At 41.2% G+C, this 22,319-nt stretch carries 21 protein-coding genes; 8 read left to right on the top strand and 13 right to left on the bottom strand.

The genetic code is table 11. The features are described 5' to 3' along the window. Positions 1 to 22 precede the first annotated feature (22 nt). Positions 23 to 1,750, bottom strand: coding sequence for an arginine--tRNA ligase (gene argS / locus NYR63_RS00195; protein WP_279457620.1), 1,728 nt, complete (start codon positions 1,748 to 1,750; stop codon positions 23 to 25). Positions 1,751 to 1,848: 98 nt separating this feature from the next. Between argS and NYR63_RS00190 the strand changes: the two genes are divergently transcribed. Genes NYR63_RS00190 through NYR63_RS00180 form a run of 3 tightly spaced genes read left to right on the top strand, consistent with a single transcriptional unit; the run spans position 1,849 to position 3,242 of the window. Beyond that, positions 1,849 to 2,445 carry a VOC family protein gene (locus NYR63_RS00190; protein WP_279457619.1) on the top strand — a complete coding sequence of 199 codons (597 nt, stop codon included), beginning with the start codon at positions 1,849 to 1,851 and terminating at the stop codon, positions 2,443 to 2,445. Between the two features lie 26 nt (positions 2,446 to 2,471). Then, complete coding sequence (locus NYR63_RS00185; protein ID WP_279457618.1) at positions 2,472 to 2,936, top strand: glycine zipper 2TM domain-containing protein; 465 nt, start codon at positions 2,472 to 2,474, stop codon at positions 2,934 to 2,936. A gap of 30 nt (positions 2,937 to 2,966) precedes the next feature. After that, a complete protein-coding gene (locus NYR63_RS00180) occupies positions 2,967 to 3,242 on the top strand; it encodes a membrane lipoprotein lipid attachment site-containing protein (protein ID WP_279457617.1) in 276 nt (91 codons plus the stop codon). A gap of 50 nt (positions 3,243 to 3,292) precedes the next feature. Here NYR63_RS00180 and NYR63_RS00175 read toward each other — a convergent pair whose 3' ends face one another. The 5 genes from NYR63_RS00175 to NYR63_RS00155 all read right to left on the bottom strand — a co-directional run bounded on the left by NYR63_RS00175 (position 3,293) and on the right by NYR63_RS00155 (position 6,763). Then, complete coding sequence (locus NYR63_RS00175; protein ID WP_279457616.1) at positions 3,293 to 3,730, bottom strand: methyltransferase family protein; 438 nt, start codon at positions 3,728 to 3,730, stop codon at positions 3,293 to 3,295. 72 nt (positions 3,731 to 3,802) lie between these two features. Next, positions 3,803 to 4,894 (bottom strand): redox-regulated ATPase YchF, encoded by a 1,092-nt coding sequence (gene ychF / locus NYR63_RS00170; protein ID WP_005618681.1) that lies wholly within the window; start codon positions 4,892 to 4,894, stop codon positions 3,803 to 3,805. 134 nt (positions 4,895 to 5,028) lie between these two features. Continuing rightward, positions 5,029 to 5,613, bottom strand: coding sequence for an aminoacyl-tRNA hydrolase (gene pth, locus NYR63_RS00165; RefSeq protein ID WP_279457615.1), 585 nt, complete (start codon positions 5,611 to 5,613; stop codon positions 5,029 to 5,031). 121 nt (positions 5,614 to 5,734) lie between these two features. Next, complete coding sequence (locus tag NYR63_RS00160) at positions 5,735 to 6,250, bottom strand: DUF805 domain-containing protein (protein ID WP_279457614.1); 516 nt, start codon at positions 6,248 to 6,250, stop codon at positions 5,735 to 5,737. Positions 6,251 to 6,298: 48 nt separating this feature from the next. Then, entirely contained in the window at positions 6,299 to 6,763 is a 465-nt protein-coding gene (locus NYR63_RS00155; RefSeq protein WP_279457613.1) for a DUF805 domain-containing protein, read from the bottom strand. A gap of 196 nt (positions 6,764 to 6,959) precedes the next feature. On the opposite strand from NYR63_RS00155, the gene prfC reads away from it, so the two are divergent. The 5 genes from prfC to NYR63_RS00130 all read left to right on the top strand — a co-directional run bounded on the left by prfC (position 6,960) and on the right by NYR63_RS00130 (position 13,558). After that, positions 6,960 to 8,540, top strand: a complete 1,581-nt coding sequence (prfC, locus tag NYR63_RS00150; RefSeq protein WP_279457612.1) for a peptide chain release factor 3 — start codon at positions 6,960 to 6,962, stop codon at positions 8,538 to 8,540. Between the two features lie 214 nt (positions 8,541 to 8,754). Further along, positions 8,755 to 10,329 (top strand): ABC transporter substrate-binding protein, encoded by a 1,575-nt coding sequence (locus tag NYR63_RS00145; RefSeq protein WP_279457611.1) that lies wholly within the window; start codon positions 8,755 to 8,757, stop codon positions 10,327 to 10,329. A 90-nt stretch (positions 10,330 to 10,419) separates the two neighbouring features. Beyond that, the gene (locus tag NYR63_RS00140; RefSeq protein ID WP_279457609.1) at positions 10,420 to 11,367 is read left to right on the top strand and encodes an ABC transporter permease; all 948 of its coding nucleotides are present in this window, start codon (positions 10,420 to 10,422) and stop codon (positions 11,365 to 11,367) included. 2 nt (positions 11,368 to 11,369) lie between these two features. Continuing rightward, positions 11,370 to 12,155, top strand: a complete 786-nt coding sequence (locus NYR63_RS00135; protein WP_279457608.1) for an ABC transporter permease — start codon at positions 11,370 to 11,372, stop codon at positions 12,153 to 12,155. Continuing rightward, positions 12,155 to 13,558, top strand: coding sequence for an ABC transporter ATP-binding protein (locus tag NYR63_RS00130; protein WP_279457607.1), 1,404 nt, complete (start codon positions 12,155 to 12,157; stop codon positions 13,556 to 13,558). The genes NYR63_RS00135 and NYR63_RS00130 overlap by 1 nt, the downstream gene beginning before the upstream one ends. Positions 13,559 to 13,681: 123 nt before the next feature. On the opposite strand, the gene recN is transcribed toward NYR63_RS00130, so the two are convergent. The 7 genes from recN to murC form a co-directional block, all read right to left on the bottom strand. After that, positions 13,682 to 15,355, bottom strand: coding sequence for a DNA repair protein RecN (gene recN / locus NYR63_RS00125; protein ID WP_279457606.1), 1,674 nt, complete (start codon positions 15,353 to 15,355; stop codon positions 13,682 to 13,684). 165 nt (positions 15,356 to 15,520) lie between these two features. Continuing rightward, positions 15,521 to 16,441 (bottom strand): UDP-3-O-acyl-N-acetylglucosamine deacetylase, encoded by a 921-nt coding sequence (lpxC, locus tag NYR63_RS00120; protein ID WP_279457605.1) that lies wholly within the window; start codon positions 16,439 to 16,441, stop codon positions 15,521 to 15,523. A gap of 33 nt (positions 16,442 to 16,474) precedes the next feature. Beyond that, positions 16,475 to 17,680: a cell division protein FtsZ gene (ftsZ, locus tag NYR63_RS00115; RefSeq protein WP_279457604.1), complete on the bottom strand. Its 1,206-nt coding sequence runs from the start codon at positions 17,678 to 17,680 to the stop codon at positions 16,475 to 16,477. A 38-nt stretch (positions 17,681 to 17,718) separates the two neighbouring features. After that, on the bottom strand, positions 17,719 to 18,993 hold the full coding sequence (gene ftsA, locus NYR63_RS00110; RefSeq protein ID WP_279457603.1) for a cell division protein FtsA: 1,275 nt from the start codon (positions 18,991 to 18,993) through the stop codon (positions 17,719 to 17,721). A 25-nt stretch (positions 18,994 to 19,018) separates the two neighbouring features. Further along, on the bottom strand, positions 19,019 to 19,813 hold the full coding sequence (locus NYR63_RS00105; RefSeq protein ID WP_279457602.1) for a cell division protein FtsQ/DivIB: 795 nt from the start codon (positions 19,811 to 19,813) through the stop codon (positions 19,019 to 19,021). Further along, entirely contained in the window at positions 19,813 to 20,724 is a 912-nt protein-coding gene (locus NYR63_RS00100; protein ID WP_279457601.1) for a D-alanine--D-alanine ligase, read from the bottom strand. The genes NYR63_RS00105 and NYR63_RS00100 overlap by 1 nt, the downstream gene beginning before the upstream one ends. Before the next feature lie 122 nt (positions 20,725 to 20,846). Then, the gene (gene murC / locus NYR63_RS00095; RefSeq protein ID WP_279457600.1) at positions 20,847 to 22,274 is read right to left on the bottom strand and encodes a UDP-N-acetylmuramate--L-alanine ligase; all 1,428 of its coding nucleotides are present in this window, start codon (positions 22,272 to 22,274) and stop codon (positions 20,847 to 20,849) included. Between the last annotated feature and the right edge of the window lie 45 nt (positions 22,275 to 22,319).

Here is a 22,319-nt window from a genome sequence, read left to right as displayed (position 1 = left end):
TAGCAAAGAGGGGGTCGTTTCATTACATTTTTTCAATCGTCTTAATACCTAAGAGCTCTAAACCTTGTTTTAATGTTTTTGCAGTTAAACCGGCTAAGTTTAAACGGCTATTTTTCACATTTTCTTCTGCATTGAGCATTGGGCAAGCTTCGTAGAAACTTGAGAATGCACCGGCTAATTCGTATAAGTATTGGCAAAGAATATGTGGCATACCGTCTTTTGCCACGCCGTTTAACGCTTCTTCAAACTGTAAAAGTTTAATCGCTAACGCTCGTTCTTTCTCTTCAGTTAAGTTAATTTCACCGTTTAAACCGTTTGCATCAATGCCGGCACGGTTGAAAATTGAGCGGATACGAGTATAAGCGTATTGCATATACGGCGCGGTGTTGCCTTCAAAGGTCAGCATATTATCCCAATCAAAGACGTAGTCTGTGGTACGGTTTTTCGAGAGATCCGAATATTTGACCGAACCGATTGCCACCGCTTCCACGACCGCCGTTTTTTCTTCTGCGGTTAAATCCGTTGAACGCTCTGAAATTAATTTATCCGCACGTTCCACCGCTTCATCTAATAAATCTTTTAATTTAACCGTACCGCCCGAACGGGTTTTAAACGGCTTGCCGTCTTTACCTAACATCATTCCGAAGAACGGATGTTCAAGGCTGAAACTTTCCGGCACATAGCCTGCTTTACGAGTAATTAACCACGCCTGCTGCATATGTTGTGCTTGGCGAGAATCCGAGAACACTAACACACGATCCGCATTTAAGGTTTCGTAGCGGTATTTCGCTGCGGCAATATCCGTCGTGGTATATAAGAAACCACCGTCTTTTTTCTGTACGATAACGCCCATCGGGTCGCCGTCTTTATTCTTAAATTCGTCTAAGAACACCACTAACGCCCCGTCATCTTCTACCGCTAAGCCTTTGGCTTTTAAATCCGCTACAATTTCCGGTAACATCGGGTTGTAAAGGCTTTCACCCATCACATCTTTTTCTGAAAGGGTAACATTTAAACGGTCGTAGTTTTCTTGGTTGTGGTGCATAGTAATATCGACTAATTTTTTCCACATCGTACGGCAATATTCATCACCGCTTTGTAGTTTCACCACATAGTTACGTGCTTTTTCGGCAAACACTTCATCACTGTCATAATGCTCTTTTGCCGCGCGATAGAAGGCTTCCAAATCACTTAATTCCATTTGGCTGGCGTGTTCGTTTTCCATTTTTTCTAAGTAGGCGATTAACATACCGAATTGCGTCCCCCAGTCGCCTACGTGGTTAGCACGAATCACGTTATTTCCTAAAAATTCCAAGGTACGCACTACCGCATCACCGATAATGGTTGAACGTAGGTGACCTACGTGCATTTCTTTCGCTACGTTCGGCGAAGAGTAGTCGATCACGATAGTTTGCGGATTTGCAGTTTTAATGCCAAAATTGACCGCTTGTAATGCTTCACTTGCTTGATTTGCCAACCACGCTTGGTTTAAGAAAATATTGATAAAGCCCGGGCCGGCAATTTCCAATTTATCGGCAATACCGTTTAAATCTGCGTTATCTAAAATTTTCTGTGCAAACTCACGTGGATTCATACCTAATTTTTTTGCTGCGCCCATTGCACCGTTTGCTTGATAATCACCAAACTCCGGTTTGCCTGACTGACGAACAAGCGGTTCAACATTGCTTTCCGCCCCTGCCGCAATCATTGCTTGTTTAATTTTGTCTGATAAAATCTGTTGAATATTCACGAATATATAACCTTTTTCTACGTGCAATTTTTTGCACGATATTACATTTAAAAAATCCGAATAGTGCCTCAATTCGCACTCGAAAGGGAAAACGCTCTATGATACAAGAAAATGCAAAATTTTACGAGAAAATGACCGCTTATTTTGGCGATTTTTCTGAATTTCAACAAAAAATTCAGCAAATTGCACACTTAGCAATGTTGGATTTAAATCAGTTTGAGATTGACCATTTGGCAGTCAGAATGAATGAACAATATACCGCTGAACAATGGAGTTCGTTCTTGCTCGAACACGGCGAATTATTAAAAGAAAGCGAAGTCAACGGACGACCGATAGCCCTTATCAAACTCAGTCAGCCGTTATCTTTTTTAGGGCAAGCGGTTTCAATTATCGAATTACCGTTTCCTAAAGATAAAGTTTATCCGCAACAAGGTTGGGAACATATTGAAATCGTTTATCCGATGAAGCCAAACGAGACGGTTGAGCAATGGGTTCAGCGCACCTTAAAACAGTTTCATTTAACGATTAATGCCAATCTCGAGCTTAAAATCAGTCAGCCGCAAGTAGAGGGCGAGCGTTTACCGAATCCAAGTATTGCAATTTCATTAAAAAACAAAACTTATTGTAATCTTTGTTGTCTAAAGCTCCACCCTTATGGTATAACTGAAATTATTCATTCAGAGAGTAATTTCTGAGCAATTTTTCATTGGAGAAGAAAAATATGAAAAAATTTAGTTTAGCAGCGGCTTTGTTTGCAAGTTTAACTCTTGTAGGTTGTGCCAATACCGATATTTATAGCGGTAGTGTTTACAGCTCAAGCCAAGCGAAAGAAGCGCGTTCAATCAGCTACGGTACCATCGTTTCTGTTCGTGATGTAAAAATTCAGGCGGATAACCAAGGTGTATTAGGAACGCTTGGCGGCGGTGCTCTTGGCGGCGTTGCCGGTTCAACTATCGGTGGCGGTAGCGGTCGTGCGGTAGCGACAGCTGTCGGCGCGGTTGCCGGTGCAATTATCGGTAGCACAGTTGAAGAAAAAGCGACTCAAGTTTCTTCATTAGAAATGGTGATTCGTAAAGACGACGGCAAAGAAATCGTGGTTGTACAGAAAAAAGAAGATGGTTTCGTGCCCGGCAAACGTGTTAGAATCGTAGGTTCAAACTCGGATCTAAACGTATCTGTTCTTTAAATTAATTTATCTCCTAAGGATAATTACATAATGAAAAAAATTTCTTTTGCTCTATTAGCGACTGTTACACTTGCAGCTTGTACTCAAGATTTCTATGCAAATAAAGGTAATGCAACAGTGTTAAGCAGTAAAAATTTATCTCAAGACAGTGTTGAATTAACCGTTCAAAAAGATAGTGGCGAAGTTGTTACGCTTACCCGTAATAATGATCCGCACGCTACCGTTGGAGCTCGCGTGAATCTATCAGAAAAAACCGAACAAAAAGATTCCGATTTAACGACAATTCGTCGTTATGAATTCAAATAACGGTTGAAATAAACAAAAACCTCGAGCAATCGAGGTTTTTTTGTATCCGGTTATAGCCATTTACGAACTTTCGCTTGATAATCGATAAAAGCTTGCCCGAATTTTTTTGCTAATATGCGCTCTTCCGGAATAATTTGAAAACGATCGATATACCACATAAATCCGACAATCACTAAAATAGCAAAATAGCTGTTCAACCAAATTCCCCACGCAATCAATGCCAAAACCAGCGATAAATACATCGGGTTACGACTGATTCGATAAATCCCTTGAATAACAAGCGTATTTGTTTGCTCAGGATCTAACGGTGTAAATGCGGTTTTCACTTTAAAAAACGCATAAACACTCATCAAGCCGACAATGGCACTCAGCAATAAAAATAAATAACTGAATATTTTGGGAATAAAATCAACCTCAGCTTGAGGTAAAAGATATATCAATATAAGAGACAGAATAAATAAAAGCGGCGGGGGAAGTTTGAGTTCCATAGTAAATTTCTCCTAAAAAATAACCGCTTGTACTCTCTAACAAGCGGTCAAATTTCAGCTATTTTTTGCACATTATACGTTAAAGCGGAAGTGCATTACATCGCCGTCTTGCACGATATAATCTTTTCCTTCCAAACGCCATTTACCGGCATCTTTCGCACCGTTTTCGCCTTTAAACTGAATAAAATCATCATAAGCGATAACTTCCGCACGAATAAAGCCTTTTTCAAAATCGGTATGAATAACCGCCGCCGCTTTCGGTGCGGTCGCACCGACGGAAACCGTCCAAGCACGCACTTCTTTTACACCCGCAGTAAAGTAAGTTTGTAGGTTTAATAAACGGTAACCGGCACGAATTACACGGTTTAAGCCCGGTTCTTCAATGCCTAAATCTTGTAAAAACTCGACTTTTTCTTCGTCGTCTAATTCGGCAATTTCCGACTCAATCGCTGCACATACCGGCACCACTACCGCACCTTCTTTTTCAGCAATTTCACGTACGCGATCTAAATACGGGTTATTTTCAAAACCGTCTTCATTTACGTTCGCAATATACATGGTCGGTTTTAAGGTTAAGAAGTTATAACCTTTGATTGCGTGTAATTCATCTTTATCTAAATCAACAGAACGAATCATTCCGGCATTTTCAAGTACCGGTAAGATTTTTTCCATAATTGATAATTCGAATTTTGCGTCTTTGTCGCCGCCTTTCGCACGTTTTTGTAAACGTTGAATCGCACGTTCGCAACTGTCTAAATCCGCTAACGCAAGTTCGGTATTGATGATTTCAATATCATCCGCCGGATCAATTTTACCGGCAACGTGTACGATGTCGTCATTTTCAAAACAACGTACCACGTGACCGATCGCATCGGTTTCACGAATATTCGCTAAGAATTTATTACCTAAGCCTTCACCTTTACTTGCACCGGCAACTAAACCGGCAATGTCCACAAATTCCATCGTAGTTGGCAATACACGCTCAGGTTTAACGATTTCCGCTAATGCGTCTAAGCGTGGGTCCGGCATCGGTACCACACCGGTATTCGGTTCGATAGTACAGAACGGATAGTTAGCCGCTTCAATACCGGCTTTGGTTAAAGCATTGAAAAGCGTTGATTTACCTACGTTCGGTAAACCCACGATACCACATTTAAATCCCATAATTTCCTCTTAATTTTCACGGAATACACGGAAGAATATCGAAATAAAGCGGTCTGATTTTGCTAAAAATTTGCAAATTTCTAAAAGAAAATAACCGCTTGTTTATGCTATCCGATTCTTCCGTGGAAATAACATTATGCCTTAAAGCTGTTGAGACGATTAGTTGCTTTCGTCACACCGTCTTTAAATAAAACATCTATACAGCGACCGGCTTCATCCACCGCCGCATTAATTTTTTCTTGATCCTGCGGACTTGGTTTACCCAATACATAACCGGCAACCAATTCTTTACTGCCCGGATGCCCGATACCGATACGTACACGGTAGAAATTATTACTGTTGCCAAGGCTGGCAATAATATCTTTCAAACCGTTATGTCCGCCGTGACCGCCACCCTGCTTAATTTTTGCCACGCCGGGTGGTAAATCCAATTCATCGTGAGCGACTAAAATTTCTTCCGGTTTAATCCGATAGAAATTAGCTAAAGCACCGACCGCTTTACCGCTTAAATTCATAAAGGTCGTTGGCACAAGCAAGCGGACTTCTCCGCTGGCGGCATTAATTTTAGCGACTTTGCCGAAGAATTTGGCTTCTTCTTTTAAGCTGACGTTAAATTGACGGGCAATTTCATTAATTAGCCATTCACCGGCGTTATGGCGAGTATCTTCGTATTTCGCCCCCGGATTCGCTAATCCAACGATAAGTTTAATTTGCGACATTCTCTGTCCTATTTAATTATCTGTCCTACTCGATTAACAGGGAAAAGCCCTAAAATGAAAAGTTGTTATTGTAGGCAAAAAGGGCATTTTCTACAAGGAAAATGCCCCGATTTTACTGAATTTATACAGCTAATGAATTTGTCACTTCTCTGTTGTTTTTAACCGCTTTCGGATCTTCGCCGTATTTATTGCTAAAACGTTGTCCGTCTTTAAATAAAAGCAGTAATGAAAAAGCAATAACCGCAATACTGCCGAAAACGGTTAAACCGTATAACGCATATTCCGTTCCGGTAATTGCTCCGCCTAACTCTTTCTCTAAAGAGAACATCGTCGCCACCCCGAACATTGCGGCAACGGCATAAGGCAATAATTGCCACCAGCCAGACCACCCCAAATCATGTAAACGGCGGGTGGTAAGACTGATTGCCGTAACCGCAGTAATCAACTGATAGAAATATGACAAGGAATTTAAGCCGATACCGAGATTTTCTAAGCCGATAGCAACACATACACTGACTAAAATATTAAATGTAATGACAATCAAAATATTGATTAAATAAAACCAGCCGTATTCCCTGCGTCTGGCACGATCTCTAAAGTTAAAGGTATTCTTCAGCGCGAATAAAAACCAATTCATTTTAAACTAACTCCTTATTTAGATAATAAAAGCCGCTTGTTATTCTAACTAGTCGGGCTGCTGACCATAACGATTGGTAAAAGATTGCCCTCGCTTCAACATTAAGTAAAAGATTTGTATAAGATAAATAATCAAAAGCAGTGACCAAAATATTCCTAAACCGCCACTTAATATTTCATCTAAACGATATTTAGGTATGAGATAAGTTAATGTCAAAGCCACCAAATTAATCGTCACTAAATAAGATTGCCACCAACCGGAATAACCTAAATCATGTAGCCGCCTTACCGTTACGCTAGACATCGGTAGCAACAATAAAATATCTAAAAGGCTATTTAAAATATGCAGATCATCGGAAAGATGTATTAAACGTAAAGCAAAAGCGAGCTTGGCAATCAGCACAATCGCCCAATCGCTTAATTCATAAATCAGAATAAACCAAATAAATTCGGCTCGTTTCGCTCTACCTTGATAATTAAAAGTATTGCGTAAAGCATAGATAAACCACTCCATTGGTCACTCCCTTATTTTTAATGAACATTTTTTAATCTTTTTACAAATTTTGAAATAAATCGAACCGCTTGTCACGTAATTTGAATAAATTTGCGTGCTTAGGTTGTCCTCAAAGCATAAATCAGCGAAAATAGATCAATATTTTTAAGGTGGTACGTCCACCCTTTTTTGTCTTAATTTTAATCTAGAGAAAAGCATGTCATATCCACAAGAAGTCAATAAACGTCGTACCTTTGCGATTATTTCTCACCCCGATGCGGGTAAAACCACCATAACCGAAAAAGTTTTACTTTACGGAAATGCAATCCAAACCGCCGGTTCGGTGAAAGGAAAAGGCTCAAGCACACATGCCAAATCGGACTGGATGGAAATGGAAAAACAACGTGGTATCTCTATTACAACGTCCGTCATGCAATTTCCTTACAATAATTGTTTAGTTAATTTATTGGATACCCCCGGACATGAGGACTTCTCTGAAGATACTTACCGTACATTGACTGCAGTAGATAGCTGTTTAATGGTTATCGATAGTGCGAAAGGTGTCGAGGAACGTACGATTAAATTAATGGAAGTTACTCGTCTGCGTGATACGCCAATTTTAACCTTTATGAATAAACTCGACCGTGATATTCGTGATCCAATGGAGTTATTAGATGAGGTTGAAAGCGTCCTAAAAATCCGTTGTGCTCCAATCACATGGCCGATTGGTTGCGGTAAATTATTTAAAGGCGTATATCATATTGCGAAGGACGAAACCTATCTTTACCAATCCGGTCAAGGCTCAACTATTCAAGAAGTACGTATCGTAAAAGGTTTAAACAGCCCGGAACTTGATGCTGCGGTCGGTGATGATTTAGCTAACCAGTTACGTGAAGAATTAGAACTGGTACAAGGTGCATCAAACGAATTTGATCATGAAGCCTTTATCAACGGCGAACTCACACCGGTCTTTTTCGGTACCGCATTAGGTAACTTCGGCGTGGATCATTTCTTAGACGGTTTAACCGAATGGGCGCCAAAACCGCAAGCACGTCAAACCGATGTGCGCACGGTTGAATCAAGTGAAGAAAAATTCTCAGGGTTCGTATTTAAGATCCAAGCGAATATGGATCCGAAACACCGTGACCGAGTGGCATTTATGCGCGTTGTATCAGGCAAATACGAAAAAGGTATGAAGCTCAAACACGTACGTATCGGCAAAGATGTCGTGATTTCCGATGCCTTAACCTTTATGGCAGGCGATCGTTCACACGCTGAAGAAGCCTATGCCGGCGATATTATCGGTTTACATAACCACGGCACAATCCAAATCGGCGACACCTTCACTCAAGGTGAAGTGATGAAATTTACCGGTATTCCGAACTTTGCACCGGAACTGTTCCGCCGTATTCGTTTGAAAGATCCGCTTAAACAAAAACAATTGCTGAAAGGTTTAGTTCAACTTTCGGAAGAAGGTGCGGTACAGGTGTTCCGTCCGTTAATGAACAATGACTTAATTGTAGGTGCGGTCGGTGTGCTTCAGTTTGATGTGGTAGTTTCTCGTCTAAAAACCGAATATAACGTGGAAGCGATTTACGAAGCGGTAAACGTGGCAACTGCCCGTTGGGTTGAATGTAAGGATGCGAAGAAATTCGAAGAGTTTAAACGCAAAAACGAACAAAACCTTGCATTAGACGGTGGCGATAACTTGACTTATATCGCACCGACTATGGTGAACTTAAATCTGGCGCAAGAACGCTATCCGGATGTAAGCTTCTTTAAAACACGCGAGCATTAATCTTTTAACTAAACAAGCGGTCATTTTGTCGAAAAATCTTACAAAATGACCGCTTTTTCTCATTTTTAATCCATTCATTATCATCATCACTCATACCTTTACTTATTCCATTATTTTTTTATTGATTTTATAAGCTAATAGCTATTATTTTTTTATGGTTTTATGTTAGAATTGCTCACCATCAAATACTTGACTAAAAATAAGGGAAATTCAGATGAAAAAATGGTTACTTCCATTACTGGCAACGACATTATTTGCTGTTGGCTGCGAAGATAAATCTACCGCGCAAAATCTCCAACAAAGTAACAAAGATAGCGAGGTTAAAAACTTAAAAAACAACGAATTAACTCAAGTTACCGTAATTGCCCCTTGGGAATTAAACAGCTTACACCCGACTCAATCTGGCGTTATTTTCCAACGCATGAATTTAGCGGAAACTTTAGTTGAAGCAAATGAACAAGGCGAATTAATGCCCGGATTAGCGACCGAATGGCACAGTAATGAAGATGCAACCGAGTGGACATTTACTCTGCGCAATGCCGTTTTCCATAACGGTGAAAAAGTAAATGCACAAACCGTAGCAAAAAATCTCAATTTATTGATGAGCCAACCAAGCATTTTACAAAAAGCATTTATTCAAGAAATCAGCGCCGTAAGCGAAAATCAAGTTAAATTTAAATTAACAAAATCTTTTGTCCCGTTTCCGTCATTTTTAACCCATTATTCAACGATTATCTTGGCGAATGAAGCATTTAATGAAAAAAATGAAGTAGTGAAATTAATCGGTACCGGTGCATTTAAAGCGACTAAAGTGGAAGCTCCGCAAAAAATTGAAGCGGTTCGTTTTGAACAATATTGGGGAGCTAAACCAAATGTTATTCATGCAAACTATTTGGCAAGCAGCCGTAGCGAAACCCGTGTATTAATGGCACAAAGTGATGCGACTTCTTTAGTGTTTAATTTAGATACGGCAAGTGTCGCACGTTTAAAAACCGACCCGAATTTAACGGTAACCAGCAGTTCTATTGCGCGTACTATCCAAATGAAAATGGATGCGGCCAAACCGTTCTTTAATGATTTAGTGATCCGCCAAGCACTTTCACAAGCCATTGATCGTAAAGCGATTGCCGAACAAGTATTAAAAATAAAAGATGGCGTAGCCGATCAAATTTTACCGAAAGCTTTTGCGGATTGGCGTGTAGCAAGTAAAGATGAAAATGTCGATATTGTAAAAATCAAACAAAATCTGACCGCTGCCGGCTACCAGTTCAATAGTGAAGGCAAATTAACCGATAAAGCCGGAAAACCGTTCGGTTTTACATTAAGAACCTTCTCGGATCGTCCTGAATTACCGATTATTGCTACCATTCTGCAAGCCCAATGGCGACAAATTGGCATTGATGTAAATGTTTCTGTCGGCAATTCGAGTGAGATTCCTGCCGGTCATAAAGACGGTAGCTTAGAAATGGCTCTCTATGCGTTGAACTATGGTAAAACCATCGATCCGTTCGGTGTAATCGTGCAGGATTATGCCAAAGGCGGCAGTGACTGGGGCGTAATGAACTGGAACAATGAACAATTAGCTCAGACGCTAGAGAAAATTGAAACGGAACGTGATCCTCAGAAAGCTAAACAGTTGAAACAAACCGTTAGCCAAATTATTCATGATGAATTGCCGATTATCCCGATTGTGTATTATCAGCAAAATGTCGCAACGCATAATGATATAAAAGGCGTTACGCTTGATCCGTTCGAAAGAAGATTCTTTTTAGAAAAACTCACAAAATAACATAATAAAAATTTAACATTAAAAACACGGAAAATAGCACAAATTTTTGGGTAAATTCCGTGTTTTTTATATGAATTTACGGTTAGAAATATGCTTAACATTATTTTTAGACGCCTACTGCAGATCATTTTAGTGATTTGGTCAGTCGGCACACTTACTTTTATTTTGACACGACAACTCTCGGGAGACATGGCTTACCGCATAGCATCAAGCCGTTACGGTTATGATCAAGTTGATAGTGCAGCTGCCGATTTGGTACGTACTGAATTGGAACTCGACCAACCTTGGTGGCAAAGCTACGGTAACTGGCTACTCGATCTATTACAACTCAATTTAGGTAAATCCTTAGTTACCGGCGATTCGGTTTGGAGTGAAATTTCTCATCAGTTCGGACATACGCTTAGCCTCGCAATCATTGCGCTCGTAATGGCAATTATGATTGGTCCTATTCTCGGTGTGTTGGCTGCTCGCAAAGAAAACGGCTTTTTTGACCGCTTTACCCTCGTATTCAGTACCCTGTTTCGTTCCGTACCGGCATTTATTATCGCTATCGGACTGATTACGCTCTTTTCGGCAACGTTGCGCTGGTTACCTGCCGGCGGTTACGGTAAATGGCAGCACTTTATTTTGCCGGCTTTTACTCTAGCATTAGGTTTAAGTGCGGTTTCAGTTCGTGTTACCCGTGCGGCGATGTTACAAGTGAAGCAATCCGAATATTACCAATTCGCTCGTTTAAAAGGTCTGTCTAAATGGCAAACCTTTACTCGCCACGGTATCCGTAATATTGCTATTCCGGTAATCGCTTATCATGCGGTACAACTCGTTTATCTGATTGAAGGCGTGGTCATCGTTGAAAGTCTATTCGCTTGGCCGGGTAGCGGACACGCTTTAGTACACGCCATTATTGCTCGAGATGTGCCGATGATCCAAGGTACATCTTTGGTAATGGGCGGTTTATTCGTACTGTTAAATATGTGCGCAGATATGCTGAGTGCATGGATCGACCCGCGAATTACTCATAAACGTCATGGAGAATAATAATGAATAAAATGACATTTAGCCAAAAAGTAGGAGCAGTTATCCTTGGCTTATTACTTGCCTTTGCCTTTTTACAACCTTATTTTTACCCGATGGATATCGGCTTCCAAGACCTTGGTAATATTCTCTCGAAACCGAATGAACTTACTTGGTTCGGAACTGATCATCTCGGCCGAGATATGCTTGCTCGCCTTGCTTCGGCAATCCGTTTATCATTCGGATTATCACTGTTCAGCGTCTTTTGCGCCTTAGTTGCCGGACTATTATTTGGTATTCTAGCCGGCTTTTTCGGCGGCTGGCTTGACCGACTATTCAGTTTTATTTGCGATTTAATCATGGCTCTGCCCGGCTTACTACTCATTCTATTATTTGCTTCATTGTCCCCCGGATCATTTTGGACGCTTTATTTAGGTATTGCTTTAGTAATGTGGATTGAGTTTTTCCGTGTGATTCGAGCGGTCAGCCAAACGCTTGCTTCCAGTGCCGAAATCGAATCTTCACGTTTAATGGGAATGGGCTTATTTTACAGTTTTAAACGCCATCTTTTACCTCGTTTACTACCGCTGATTGTGACCTTAAGCGCATTCTCACTCGGTAATGCCATTCTAGCATTAGCAACACTTGGATTTGTAAATGTCGGACTACGTCCGCCTACAGCCGAATTAGGTTTAATGATGACCGAATTATTTCCTTACTACTATGAAGCCCCTTGGATCTTTATGCAGCCGGTACTTGCGGTCTTTTTAATGGTACTTAGTCTTCAACTGTTATCCGGGAGAGTAAAATAATGGCACTGCTACGAATTGAAAATGTTGGGGTTAAAACCACCACTGGTTTAACTTTAGTCGAACCGATCAGTTTAAGTTTAGAACAGGGCAAAAATATCACGATTCTCGGTGAAACCGGCTCAGGGAAAAGCCTACTGATTCAAGCGATTATGGGTGCTTTACCGAAAGAATTAGAAGCAAGCGGTCAAATTTTTGTAGAAAATAGCCAAACCGAGAACACACAGCTCGAATCGCTTTGGGGGAAAACTTTGGTCATGTTGCCGCAAGAGCCTCGCCGTTCTCTTGACCCGATTATGTCTATTGGGAAACAGCTTTGGGAAAGCTTCTTGTTTATTGCTAAAAAAGATAAACAAACGGCAATAAATGAGGGTAAAAATGTACTCGAACATTTAGGCTTAAAAGCATGGGAAAGTGCTTATCCACATCAATTATCCGGCGGTATGGCTCAACGCGCTTCTTTTGCTATCGCAACTGCTGCCGGCGGTAAAATTTTGTTAGCGGATGAGCCAACCAAAGGGCTTGATCCGAAAAGCAAAGCCAACGTCATTAAGTTACTTAAACAAGCTTACCAAAATCAAGGCGGTTTACTTACAATCACACACGATATTGAAGTTGCCGAGCAATTAGGCGGTGAAATCTTAGTGATGAAAAAAGGACAACTATTAGAAAAAGGTGCGGCGGAAACATTGCTGACAAACCCTCAACATCCGTACACCAAAGCCTTGATTGCCGCCGATCCGAAACATTGGCAAGCGGTCGAAAATTCGCAAAATTTTGCAAAAAATCAACCGCTTGTATCAGTAAAAAATCTGAGTGTTGCACGAGGTAAACGAACACTTTTCAGCGGACTTTCATTCGATTTACATCAAGGTGAGATTTTAGGTATTGTCGGACATAGTGGTATCGGCAAAAGCACTCTCGCCGATGTGCTATGCGGTTTACTGAAACCTAAATCGGGCGAAGTAATTTGGCACAGTCAGCAACACAAAAAACATCAGGTATTGAAACTGTACCAAGATCCGCCGGAAGCCTTTGCACCGACAGTCAGTTTACAAACTCTGTTAGATGATGTGATCAATAAACACAAATTAGATCGTTCGCAGATTCCAACCTTATTACAGCAACTGGCACTTTCTCCGGAAATTCTTGCTCGTAATGCGGAAAATGTTTCAGGTGGTGAATTACAACGTGTTGCGATCTTACGTGCCTTATTACTTGACCCGGTATTACTTTTTGCCGATGAAGTGACTTCTCGCTTAGATCCGATTACGCAAAAAGAAACGATTGAGTTATTAATCAATCAATGTCGCCAGCGCCAATGTGCATTAGTGATTGTGAGTCACGATCCATATTTAATTGAAAAAAGCTGCGATAAAGTGATTGATTTAACTCAATTTATTTAGTTGTCTAAAAAATAACTGCTTCATACTAGCTGCTCAAAGAAAACAAGCGGTCGTTTTTAATGAAAACTTTGCAAAAGTTGCTTTGTTCTCCTTAAAAACGACCGTTTATTTTATTCCGCAATATTATTCAACTAGATCTAGCATCTCCTGTGCATTGGCAAGTACCGTATCGGTAATCTTACTGCCGCCTAATAATCTTGCTAAAGCTTGTACCCGCTCCGCTTGGGTTAATAACGACATTTGAGTTTCCGTCTGATTATTTTCTACATACTTCTGTACATTGAAATGATGATGACCATAACTTGCCACTTGCGGTAAGTGTGTCACACAAAGCACCTGACATTTCTTGCCTAATTGACGTAATAGTTTGCCGACTGTGGTTGCCGTAGGACCGCTAATCCCTACATCCACCTCATCAAAAATAATAGTTGGCGTTGATAATTTATTGGCTGTCAGCACCTGTACCGCTAATGAAATACGTGATAGCTCACCACCGGAAGCGATTTTAGCTAACGGCTGTGCTTGCTGCCCTAAATTACTGCGCAAATTAAATTCAACAAAATCCGCTCCGTTACTTGATAACTTTTTAGAGTCGTGTTGCACATCAATAAAAAATTCACCGTTTTCCATTGAAAGATGTTTGATTTGTGCCGTCACTTGTTCAGCCAGTTTTTTACCTGCCTCAAGACGCTTTTGGTAAATTTGCTCAGCCAACTGAATGGATTGCTGGTAAGCCGCTTGCTCATCTGCCATTAGCTGTTCTTCATTTTCGGCAAAATCCACCAACTTTTGTAATTCCTCTTGAAGCAATAAATGATGTTGCCATAAATTTTCCGGCAATACATGATGCTTGCGAGCTAATTGAATCGTTTTACTGATACGTGTATCCAACTCATTAAGTAAATCCGGATCTTGCTCGATTTTACCGGCCAAATCGCTTACTTCGGAATTGGCTTCCTGAACTTGAATAAGTGATTCATTTAGCATATTTAGTGCCGATTGATAACGTGAATCAACTTCTACTAAATCTTCTAAATGGCGAATCGCCTTATATAACATTGAATCGACATTTAATTCATTTTCGCTCAGTAAATCAGTCACTTCTTGGGATAATGCGGTTAAGGCTTCTGAATTGGATAATCGGCTATGCGTTTCTTCCATTTCCTCAAATTCACCTTGCTTGATGGCAAATTCATCCAGCTCGTCCACTTGGTATTGCAATAGCTGTTTACGAGCTTCATTCTCTTGGCACTGTTGGCGAAAGTTTTTAACTTGCTGATGTAGTTTCTTCCAACAATGATATTGATTACTCATTTCACCTAACAAGCGATGAATACCCGCATAGTTATCCAACACTTCCAATTGATACTCACTTTTTAATAACAGTTGCGGTGCGTGCTGACCATTTAAATGAATCAGATATTGACCTAATTCTCGTAGCTGAGAAATCGGTAAAGGACGATTATTTACAAATGCTTTAGAACGTCCTTCTTGATTAATCATACGACGTAAAATACATTCCTGAGGATTATCTTCATCCAATAGCTCGTGCTGCTGCAACCACAAATAAGCAGGGCTGGTCGGTTGCATAATAAAAGTTGCGGTAATATCCGCTTTATCCGCACCATTGCGAATCATACTACTTTCGGAGCGATAACCTAAACAAAGGCTTAATGCATCAATTGCGATTGATTTGCCAGCACCAGTTTCCCCAGTAATCACGGACATTCCTTCATTTAGATCTAATGTTAAGTGACGCACAATCGCAAAATTATTAACCGTTAATTGAGTGAGCATAAAACACCTGTAAAAATATATCCTGTATAGATATATACTATAACTGTTTTTTTAAACAGTAAAGGGTTTTTACAAGATTTTTGCTAAATCCGACCGCTTGCCATAAAAAAATCCTCGCTGATTTTCATCAACGAGGATTCTCAAATTAATTAATCTTATTATTAATTAGATAAAGACTTGTTCACCAATACGATAGCCTTGCGGAGCTTGTTCTTTGTCTTCAAAGGTTACAAATTCCCAAGCATTTTCGTTAGCAAGGATTGCACGTAATAATTTGTTATTTAAACCGTGCCCTGATTTATATGCGCTGAAATCACCGAGGATATTATAGCCACACATAAATAAGTCACCGATTGAATCTAACATTTTGTGCTTCACTAATTCGTCTTTATAGCGTAAGCCTTCTTCATTCAAAATACGATATTCATCTAATACAATCGCATTATCAAGGCTACCGCCCAATGCTAAGCCGATTGATTGAAGATATTCGACATCTTTCATAAAAGTGAATGTTCTTGCACGGCTGATTTTGTGAATAAAGTTTTCAGCAGATAATTCCATTTTGAAATTACGCACATCTTTGCTAATCATCGGATGGCTAAAGTCAATAGTGAAATCTAGTTTTAAGCCTTTGCTATAAGGCTTCATTTCCGCCCATTTATCGCCTTCTTCCACACGTACCATTTCTTTGATACGGATGAATTTTTTCGGTGCATCTTGCTCTTCAATACCGGCATCTAATAATAAATAGATGAATGGACTTGCACTACCGTCCATAATAGGAATTTCCGGCGCATCCACTTCAACGATTAAGTTATCTAAACCTAATGAAGCCATTGCCGCATTCAAGTGTTCAACGGTTGAAATACGTACGCCGTCATCATTAATCATACAAGTACAAAGCTGCGTATCACGAATGGATTCAGCACTTGCCGGAAAATATACCGCTGGCTCTAAATCCGTACGAGCATAGACAATTCCCGTATTAGCCGGCGCAGGGCGTAACGTTAGCGTTACTTTTTTCCCGCTGTGCAAACCGATACCGGTTACTTTAGTTGCTTGTTTTAATGTTCTTTGTTTAATCATATTCTATCCTTATTCCCTATTTGGGTAACGGCGTTATTGGCCGTTTCTCATAAATCCCGGAATCGAATTAGGAGACCAAACTTGGGAAGAATCCACTTGCTGCGGTTTCGGTGCAGCTTGCTGTGGTTGAGCAAATTGTGCAGGCTGAGCATAACCTTGTTGTGCAAAAGCAGGTTGTTGAGGCTGCTGAGCTTGTTGCTGATAGCCTTGCTGCATCGGTTGTTGCATTTGCTGCGGAACGACAGTTGCTCTCGGTAACGTTAATTCTTCCGCTTGACCGATACCTGTCGCCACTAATGTTACGCGAAGTTTACCTTCCATTTCCGGATAAACCGAAGTACCGAATACAATCGTCGCATCCGTAGCGGCAAAACTGTGGATATAATCCATAATCACATCAACTTCGTTTAACTCAATATCTAAACCTGAAGAGATACTTACTAAGATACCTTTCGCGCCGGATAAATCGACATCTTCCAATAACGGGCTGGCTACCGCATCATGCGCCGCATGTTCTGCACGATCTTCGCCTTCGGCAATACCGGTCCCCATCATTGCACGTCCCATTTCCGACATAACGGTTTTCACGTCGGCAAAGTCCACGTTAATTAACCCCGGAGAGGTAATCATATCGGTGATACCTAAAACGGCGTTACGTAAAATATCATTCGCCGCTTTAAAAGCATCCATCATTTTAGTATTTTTCGGTAATACTTTTAATAATTTATCGTTAGGGATGATAATTAATGAATCTACGTGCTTAGATAACTCTTGGATACCTTGCTCCGCATAATTCATACGTTTGTTACCTTCAAAACGGAATGGCTTCGTTACGATAGCAACCGTTAATGAACCTTGCGATTTTGCAATATCGGCAATAACCGGAGCGGCACCGGTACCCGTACCGCCGCCCATACCGGCGGAGATAAACACCATGTCCGCACCCGCAAGCATATTCGATAACGCTTCACGGTCTTCTTCCGCTGCTTGACGACCTACGTTCGGATTTGCGCCGGCACCCAAACCTTTGGTGATATTCGCACCGATTTGAATCGTTTGGCGTACTGCACTTGTACGTAATACTTGCGCATCCGTATTTACTGAGAAAAACTCAACACCGCCAACACCTTCATTTAAGCTACCATCAACCATATGGTTAAGTGCGTTACCGCCACCGCCACCAACGCCGACTACCTTAATTACCGCATCTTGCGTTGTTTCATAAATAGGTTCAAACATTTTTTATCTCCCTCGTGCTGATTTGCAACTCAACACATTTAAAAATTCGATCTTGCCACATTGACTACTTTTTTCAATCCTCGACTAAGAATATCAAGGATACTATCTACTTTCTCGCTAATTTCGCCATTACTCTTTTCGTCCGAGTTATAATGGCTATATTGTAAAAGACCGAGTACTGTTGCATATTGTGGCTTATTTACATAATCCGTCAATCCTGTAATATTCAACGGATATCCGACTCTCACTTGAGAGCCGAAAATTTCTCTCGCACATTCTACAATATCTTCAATTTGCGAACCACCACCCGTAAGCACAAAACCTGCAATTAATTCCTGTTTTATGCCTTTTTGCAGCAATTCATGGCGCAATTGTACCAATTCGTTTTCTATGACTTTCAACAAATCACTATAACATTGAGAAGTCACGGTAGCAACCTGCGCTTTAGTAAAGGTTCTCGGCATACGCCCGCCCAATCCCGCAACTTCAATTTTTTTATCCGGATTATGCGCAGGCGGATTAATCGCACAACCGTAATTAATTTTAATACTTTCGGCTTCATTACGAGAAGTCGTGAATACTTGGGCGATATAATCGGTGACGTTATTACCGGCAAAAGGAATGACTTTACTAAAGCGTAACGCCCCATCGGTATAGACAAGAATATCCATTGTACCGCCGCCGATGTCTATTAAACACACGCCTAATTCTTTCTCGTCTTCGGTCAAAACCGAATAACTTGACGCAAGCCCTGAAAAAACCACTTGATCAACTTTTAATTTTGCTCGTTCCACCGCATTTTTAAGGTTACGCAACCAATCTTGATGGCACGCAATAATATGGGCTTGCGCCTGTAAACGCATACCGGATAAACCGACCGGATTTTTGGTCGCCGGTAACCGATCAACTTTATATTCCTGCGGAATAATATGTAAGGTTTCTAATCCGTCGGGTAATTTAATCGAACGGGCGATATGAATAGCAGCATCAATATCTTCATTAGTTACCGTACCGGAAAGAGGTACCGTACCGCTTTCATTCAAAGCGGTAATATGCTGACCTGAAATAGCAAGAGTCACGCCGATAATTTGGCAATCGGATACGGACTCGGCTTGTTCTATTGCTCGTTGAATAGAATTTACCGCAGCATCTAAGTCGATAACTCCGCCGCGATCAACGCCTTTAGCCGGACAACTACCCGAGCCGATGACATTAATCACCCCGTCCGGTAATACTTCACCGACTACGGCAACAACTTTTGATGTGCCGATATCTAAACCGACAATGATTTTGGATTCTGCTATTTTTGTCATATCGTTATATTATGCTTGCAAAAAATTATTTAGGTAGAGGACTAAAACCGACTGCCGCACCATGTTCATAGCGTAAATCGACATAGGAAAGTTTTTGTCCTTCCGGTACATCAATTTCAGGGAAAATCGTCACGAATCGATCAATTTTAGGTGTCCACTCACCGCGTCCCAATCTGAGTTCGACATTATTCGATAACGTTATTGTCCAAGAGCCTCGATTATCTACGGAAACGGAAGATAAGTCTAAATTGCGTGCTTTTAAATCCGCTTTGATTTTACTCCAAGCCTCTAAAACCACTTTCCCTTCCGTATCGGGCCCGTACAACATAGGAAATCCGGTCTTGTCTATCCTATCCGGCGGTAAACTGAACACAATGCCCTGCTCGGATAAAAAGTTCACATCATTCCATACGGCAACGGGATTATGTTCGATCAACGTGATACTCAAACGATCCGGATAAACTTTTCGAACAACGACATCTCTCACCCAAGAAATCGCTAATAATTTCGCTTTAACGTCCTGAATATCTTGACCGAAATATCCTTTTAGAACAGGTTTTTGTGATAAAGTTTCCCGGATATCCGCATTTGTTGTAAATCTTGTCTTATGGGTAAGTGCATAAGCCCGAATCGGGTTCCGATCCAGACTTTCCAACCAGCTATGCCAATTGCTATAAACAAGAAATGCAAAGATTACGCATAATAACACAATCAACGGCTTAATTAATACTATCCGATTGAATGGATTTAACGAAGATCTCACTTTTAGCGGTTTGAAACGGACGGACGCAGCCGTTTTTTTCCGTAACACAGAAACCATTAAGCACTTAACTCCAATACACGTTCAACTAATTGTTCAAACGAAATCCCGACCGTTGCCGCCGATTTAGGGAAAATACTATGGCTGGTCATACCCGGACAAGTATTCACTTCCACTAAATTGAAATTGCCGTTCGCATCTTCCATTACATCAATTCGACTCCAACCACGACATCCGACAACATCGTAAGCGGCTTTGACTAATTCAGCCACTTCCGCTTGACGTTCATCACTTAACGCCGGCACGAGGTATTGCGTATTATCCGAGATATATTTGGCATGATAATCGTAAAACTCCCCTTCCGGAATCACTTGTACCGCCGGTAATACTTGACCGTCTAATACCGGCACGGAATATTCGTTACCGGCAAGAAATGCTTCAACCAATACGATAGAGTCGAATTTTAACGCTTCTTCCACCGCCGGTAATAATTGCTCAACCGTTTTTACCTTAGTTACCCCGACACTTGAACCTTCGCTTGAAGGTTTAACAAAAACAGGCAGACCTAATTTTGCAATAATTTGTTCGGAATCGACCGCTTCTCCGCGACGAATAACCACCATTTCGGCGGTTGGTAATCCGACCGCTTGCCACATTAATTTGGTACGGAATTTATCTAAGGTCACCGCAGACGCCATTACCCCGCAACCGGTATAAGGAATACCCATTTGCTCCAATGCGCCTTGTAACACACCGTTTTCACCGATACCGCCGTGTAAAATATTGAAAACGCGTTGAATCCCTTTTTCTTTTAATTTTTCAATCGGGAAATCTTTAGTATCAATACCTTCTACATTATAGCCAAGCGATTTTAACGCTTCGGTTACCGCCGCACCTGAATTTAGCGATACTTCACGCTCTTGAGAAACGCCGCCAAATAACACCGCAATTTTTTCGTCTTTAATACTCATTTTTTATACCTTTTCCAATTTCATTCCGTTCTCTTTCATCAAGAGGAGTTAGAAGGAGAGCCAATCAATAGAGATTTACAAGCGGTCGATTTTGCAAACTTTTTTGTAAATCTTACCGCTTATTACGCTTTCCAGCTCTCCGCCAAGCCACGAGAAATTCGGCTTACGCTGCCTGCACCTTGTGCGAGGATTAAATCGCCGTCTTGGATAATTTGATCTAATACTTCACCAAGCTGATCGGTATCCGAAACTAAAATCGGATCCACTTTACCCAAATTACGGATTGAACGACATAACGCTTTACTGTCCGCACCTACAATAGGTGCTTCGCCCGCCGCATACACTTCGAGCATAATTAACGCATCGACTTGTGATAGCACTTGTACGAAATCATCGAATAAATCACGAGTACGCGAATAACGGTGCGGTTGGAAAATCATCACCACACGTTTATTTTCCCAGCCGGAACGAGCCGCTTTAATCGTTACGTCCACTTCAGTCGGGTGGTGACCGTAGTCATCAACCAACATCACTTTACCGTTCGGACGAATAAATGAACCCAATTGGTCAAAACGACGACCTGCACCTTGGAAATCGGCAAGCGCGGCTAAAATCGCTTCGTTAGCAATTCCTTCTTCTTTCGCCACTGCAAGTGCGGCGGTTGCATTTAGTGCATTATGTTTACCCGGTACGTTCAATAATACGTCAATGCGTTCGCCGTTCGGACAAACAACGGTGTAATGCCCTTGGAAACCGGTTTGTTGGTAATCTTCGATACGATAATCGGCTTTTTCGCTAAAACCGTAAGTTAAAACTTGGCGACCGACTTGCGGTGCGATTTCCATTACCGTTTCATCGTCGGCACACATAACCGCTAAACCGTAGAACGGTAGGTTACGTAAGAATTTTACATAGGTCGCTTTCATCTGTTCGAAATCGCCGCCGTAAGTATCCATATGATCCGGCTCGATATTGGTCACGACCGAAACCATCGGTTGTAAATGCAAGAATGACGCATCACTTTCATCCGCTTCCGCAATTAAATAACGGCTCGCGCCTAAATGCGCATTTTTACCGGCTGATTTTACTAAACCGCCGTTTACAAATGTCGGATCCAATTGTGCTTCGGTATAGATCATTGAAATCATTGCGGTGGTAGTGGTTTTACCGTGTGTTCCCGCAACCGCAATACCGTGACGGAAGCGCATAATCTCCGCTAACATTTGCGCACGTTGAATCACCGGAATACGCGCTTCTTTTGCCGCACGCACTTCCGGATTACTGTCGTCAATCGCACTGGAAGCCACCACTACGCTCGCACCGGCAACATTTTCCGCTTGATGCCCGATAAACACTTTCGCACCAGCTTCAGCTAAACGTTTAGTTACCGGACCTTCGGCAATATCCGAACCGGAAATTTGATAGCCTTCATTTAACAGCACTTCGGCAATACCGCTCATACCGGCACCGCCGATACCGATAAAATGGATTTGATTTACACGGCGCATTTCCGGCACTAATTTTTTAATTTTATCTTGGAAATTTTTCATTGTTGTTTTCCTATCTGTGCAACCAAATATTTTTGTTGATTGCAT

The sequence above is a fragment of the Actinobacillus genomosp. 1 genome (assembly GCF_029774175.1).
In the GTDB taxonomy this organism is placed as follows: domain Bacteria; phylum Pseudomonadota; class Gammaproteobacteria; order Enterobacterales; family Pasteurellaceae; genus Actinobacillus.
Note: the sequence above shows the minus strand (reverse complement) of the source record. Positions and strands in the feature narration are given on the sequence as shown.

Bases quoted from the DNA above. Each gene is read 5' to 3' on its own strand.
- NYR63_RS00190 (WP_279457619.1), top strand. From the start codon at position 1,849: ATGATACAAGAAAATGCAAAATTTTACGAGAAAATGACCGCTTATTTT.
- NYR63_RS00185 (WP_279457618.1), top strand. From the start codon at position 2,472: ATGAAAAAATTTAGTTTAGCAGCGGCTTTGTTTGCAAGTTTAACTCTT.
- NYR63_RS00180 (WP_279457617.1), top strand. From the start codon at position 2,967: ATGAAAAAAATTTCTTTTGCTCTATTAGCGACTGTTACACTTGCAGCT.
- NYR63_RS00175 (WP_279457616.1), bottom strand. From the start codon at position 3,730: ATGGAACTCAAACTTCCCCCGCCGCTTTTATTTATTCTGTCTCTTATA.
- ychF (WP_005618681.1), bottom strand. From the start codon at position 4,894: ATGGGATTTAAATGTGGTATCGTGGGTTTACCGAACGTAGGTAAATCA.
- pth (WP_279457615.1), bottom strand. From the start codon at position 5,613: ATGTCGCAAATTAAACTTATCGTTGGATTAGCGAATCCGGGGGCGAAA.
- NYR63_RS00160 (WP_279457614.1), bottom strand. From the start codon at position 6,250: ATGAATTGGTTTTTATTCGCGCTGAAGAATACCTTTAACTTTAGAGAT.
- NYR63_RS00155 (WP_279457613.1), bottom strand. From the start codon at position 6,763: ATGGAGTGGTTTATCTATGCTTTACGCAATACTTTTAATTATCAAGGT.
- prfC (WP_279457612.1), top strand. From the start codon at position 6,960: ATGTCATATCCACAAGAAGTCAATAAACGTCGTACCTTTGCGATTATT.
- NYR63_RS00145 (WP_279457611.1), top strand. From the start codon at position 8,755: ATGAAAAAATGGTTACTTCCATTACTGGCAACGACATTATTTGCTGTT.
- NYR63_RS00140 (WP_279457609.1), top strand. From the start codon at position 10,420: ATGCTTAACATTATTTTTAGACGCCTACTGCAGATCATTTTAGTGATT.
- NYR63_RS00135 (WP_279457608.1), top strand. From the start codon at position 11,370: ATGAATAAAATGACATTTAGCCAAAAAGTAGGAGCAGTTATCCTTGGC.
- NYR63_RS00130 (WP_279457607.1), top strand. From the start codon at position 12,155: ATGGCACTGCTACGAATTGAAAATGTTGGGGTTAAAACCACCACTGGT.
- recN (WP_279457606.1), bottom strand. From the start codon at position 15,355: ATGCTCACTCAATTAACGGTTAATAATTTTGCGATTGTGCGTCACTTA.
- lpxC (WP_279457605.1), bottom strand. From the start codon at position 16,441: ATGATTAAACAAAGAACATTAAAACAAGCAACTAAAGTAACCGGTATC.
- ftsZ (WP_279457604.1), bottom strand. From the start codon at position 17,680: ATGTTTGAACCTATTTATGAAACAACGCAAGATGCGGTAATTAAGGTA.
- ftsA (WP_279457603.1), bottom strand. From the start codon at position 18,993: ATGACAAAAATAGCAGAATCCAAAATCATTGTCGGTTTAGATATCGGC.
- NYR63_RS00105 (WP_279457602.1), bottom strand. From the start codon at position 19,813: ATGGTTTCTGTGTTACGGAAAAAAACGGCTGCGTCCGTCCGTTTCAAA.
- NYR63_RS00100 (WP_279457601.1), bottom strand. From the start codon at position 20,724: ATGAGTATTAAAGACGAAAAAATTGCGGTGTTATTTGGCGGCGTTTCT.
- murC (WP_279457600.1), bottom strand. From the start codon at position 22,274: ATGAAAAATTTCCAAGATAAAATTAAAAAATTAGTGCCGGAAATGCGC.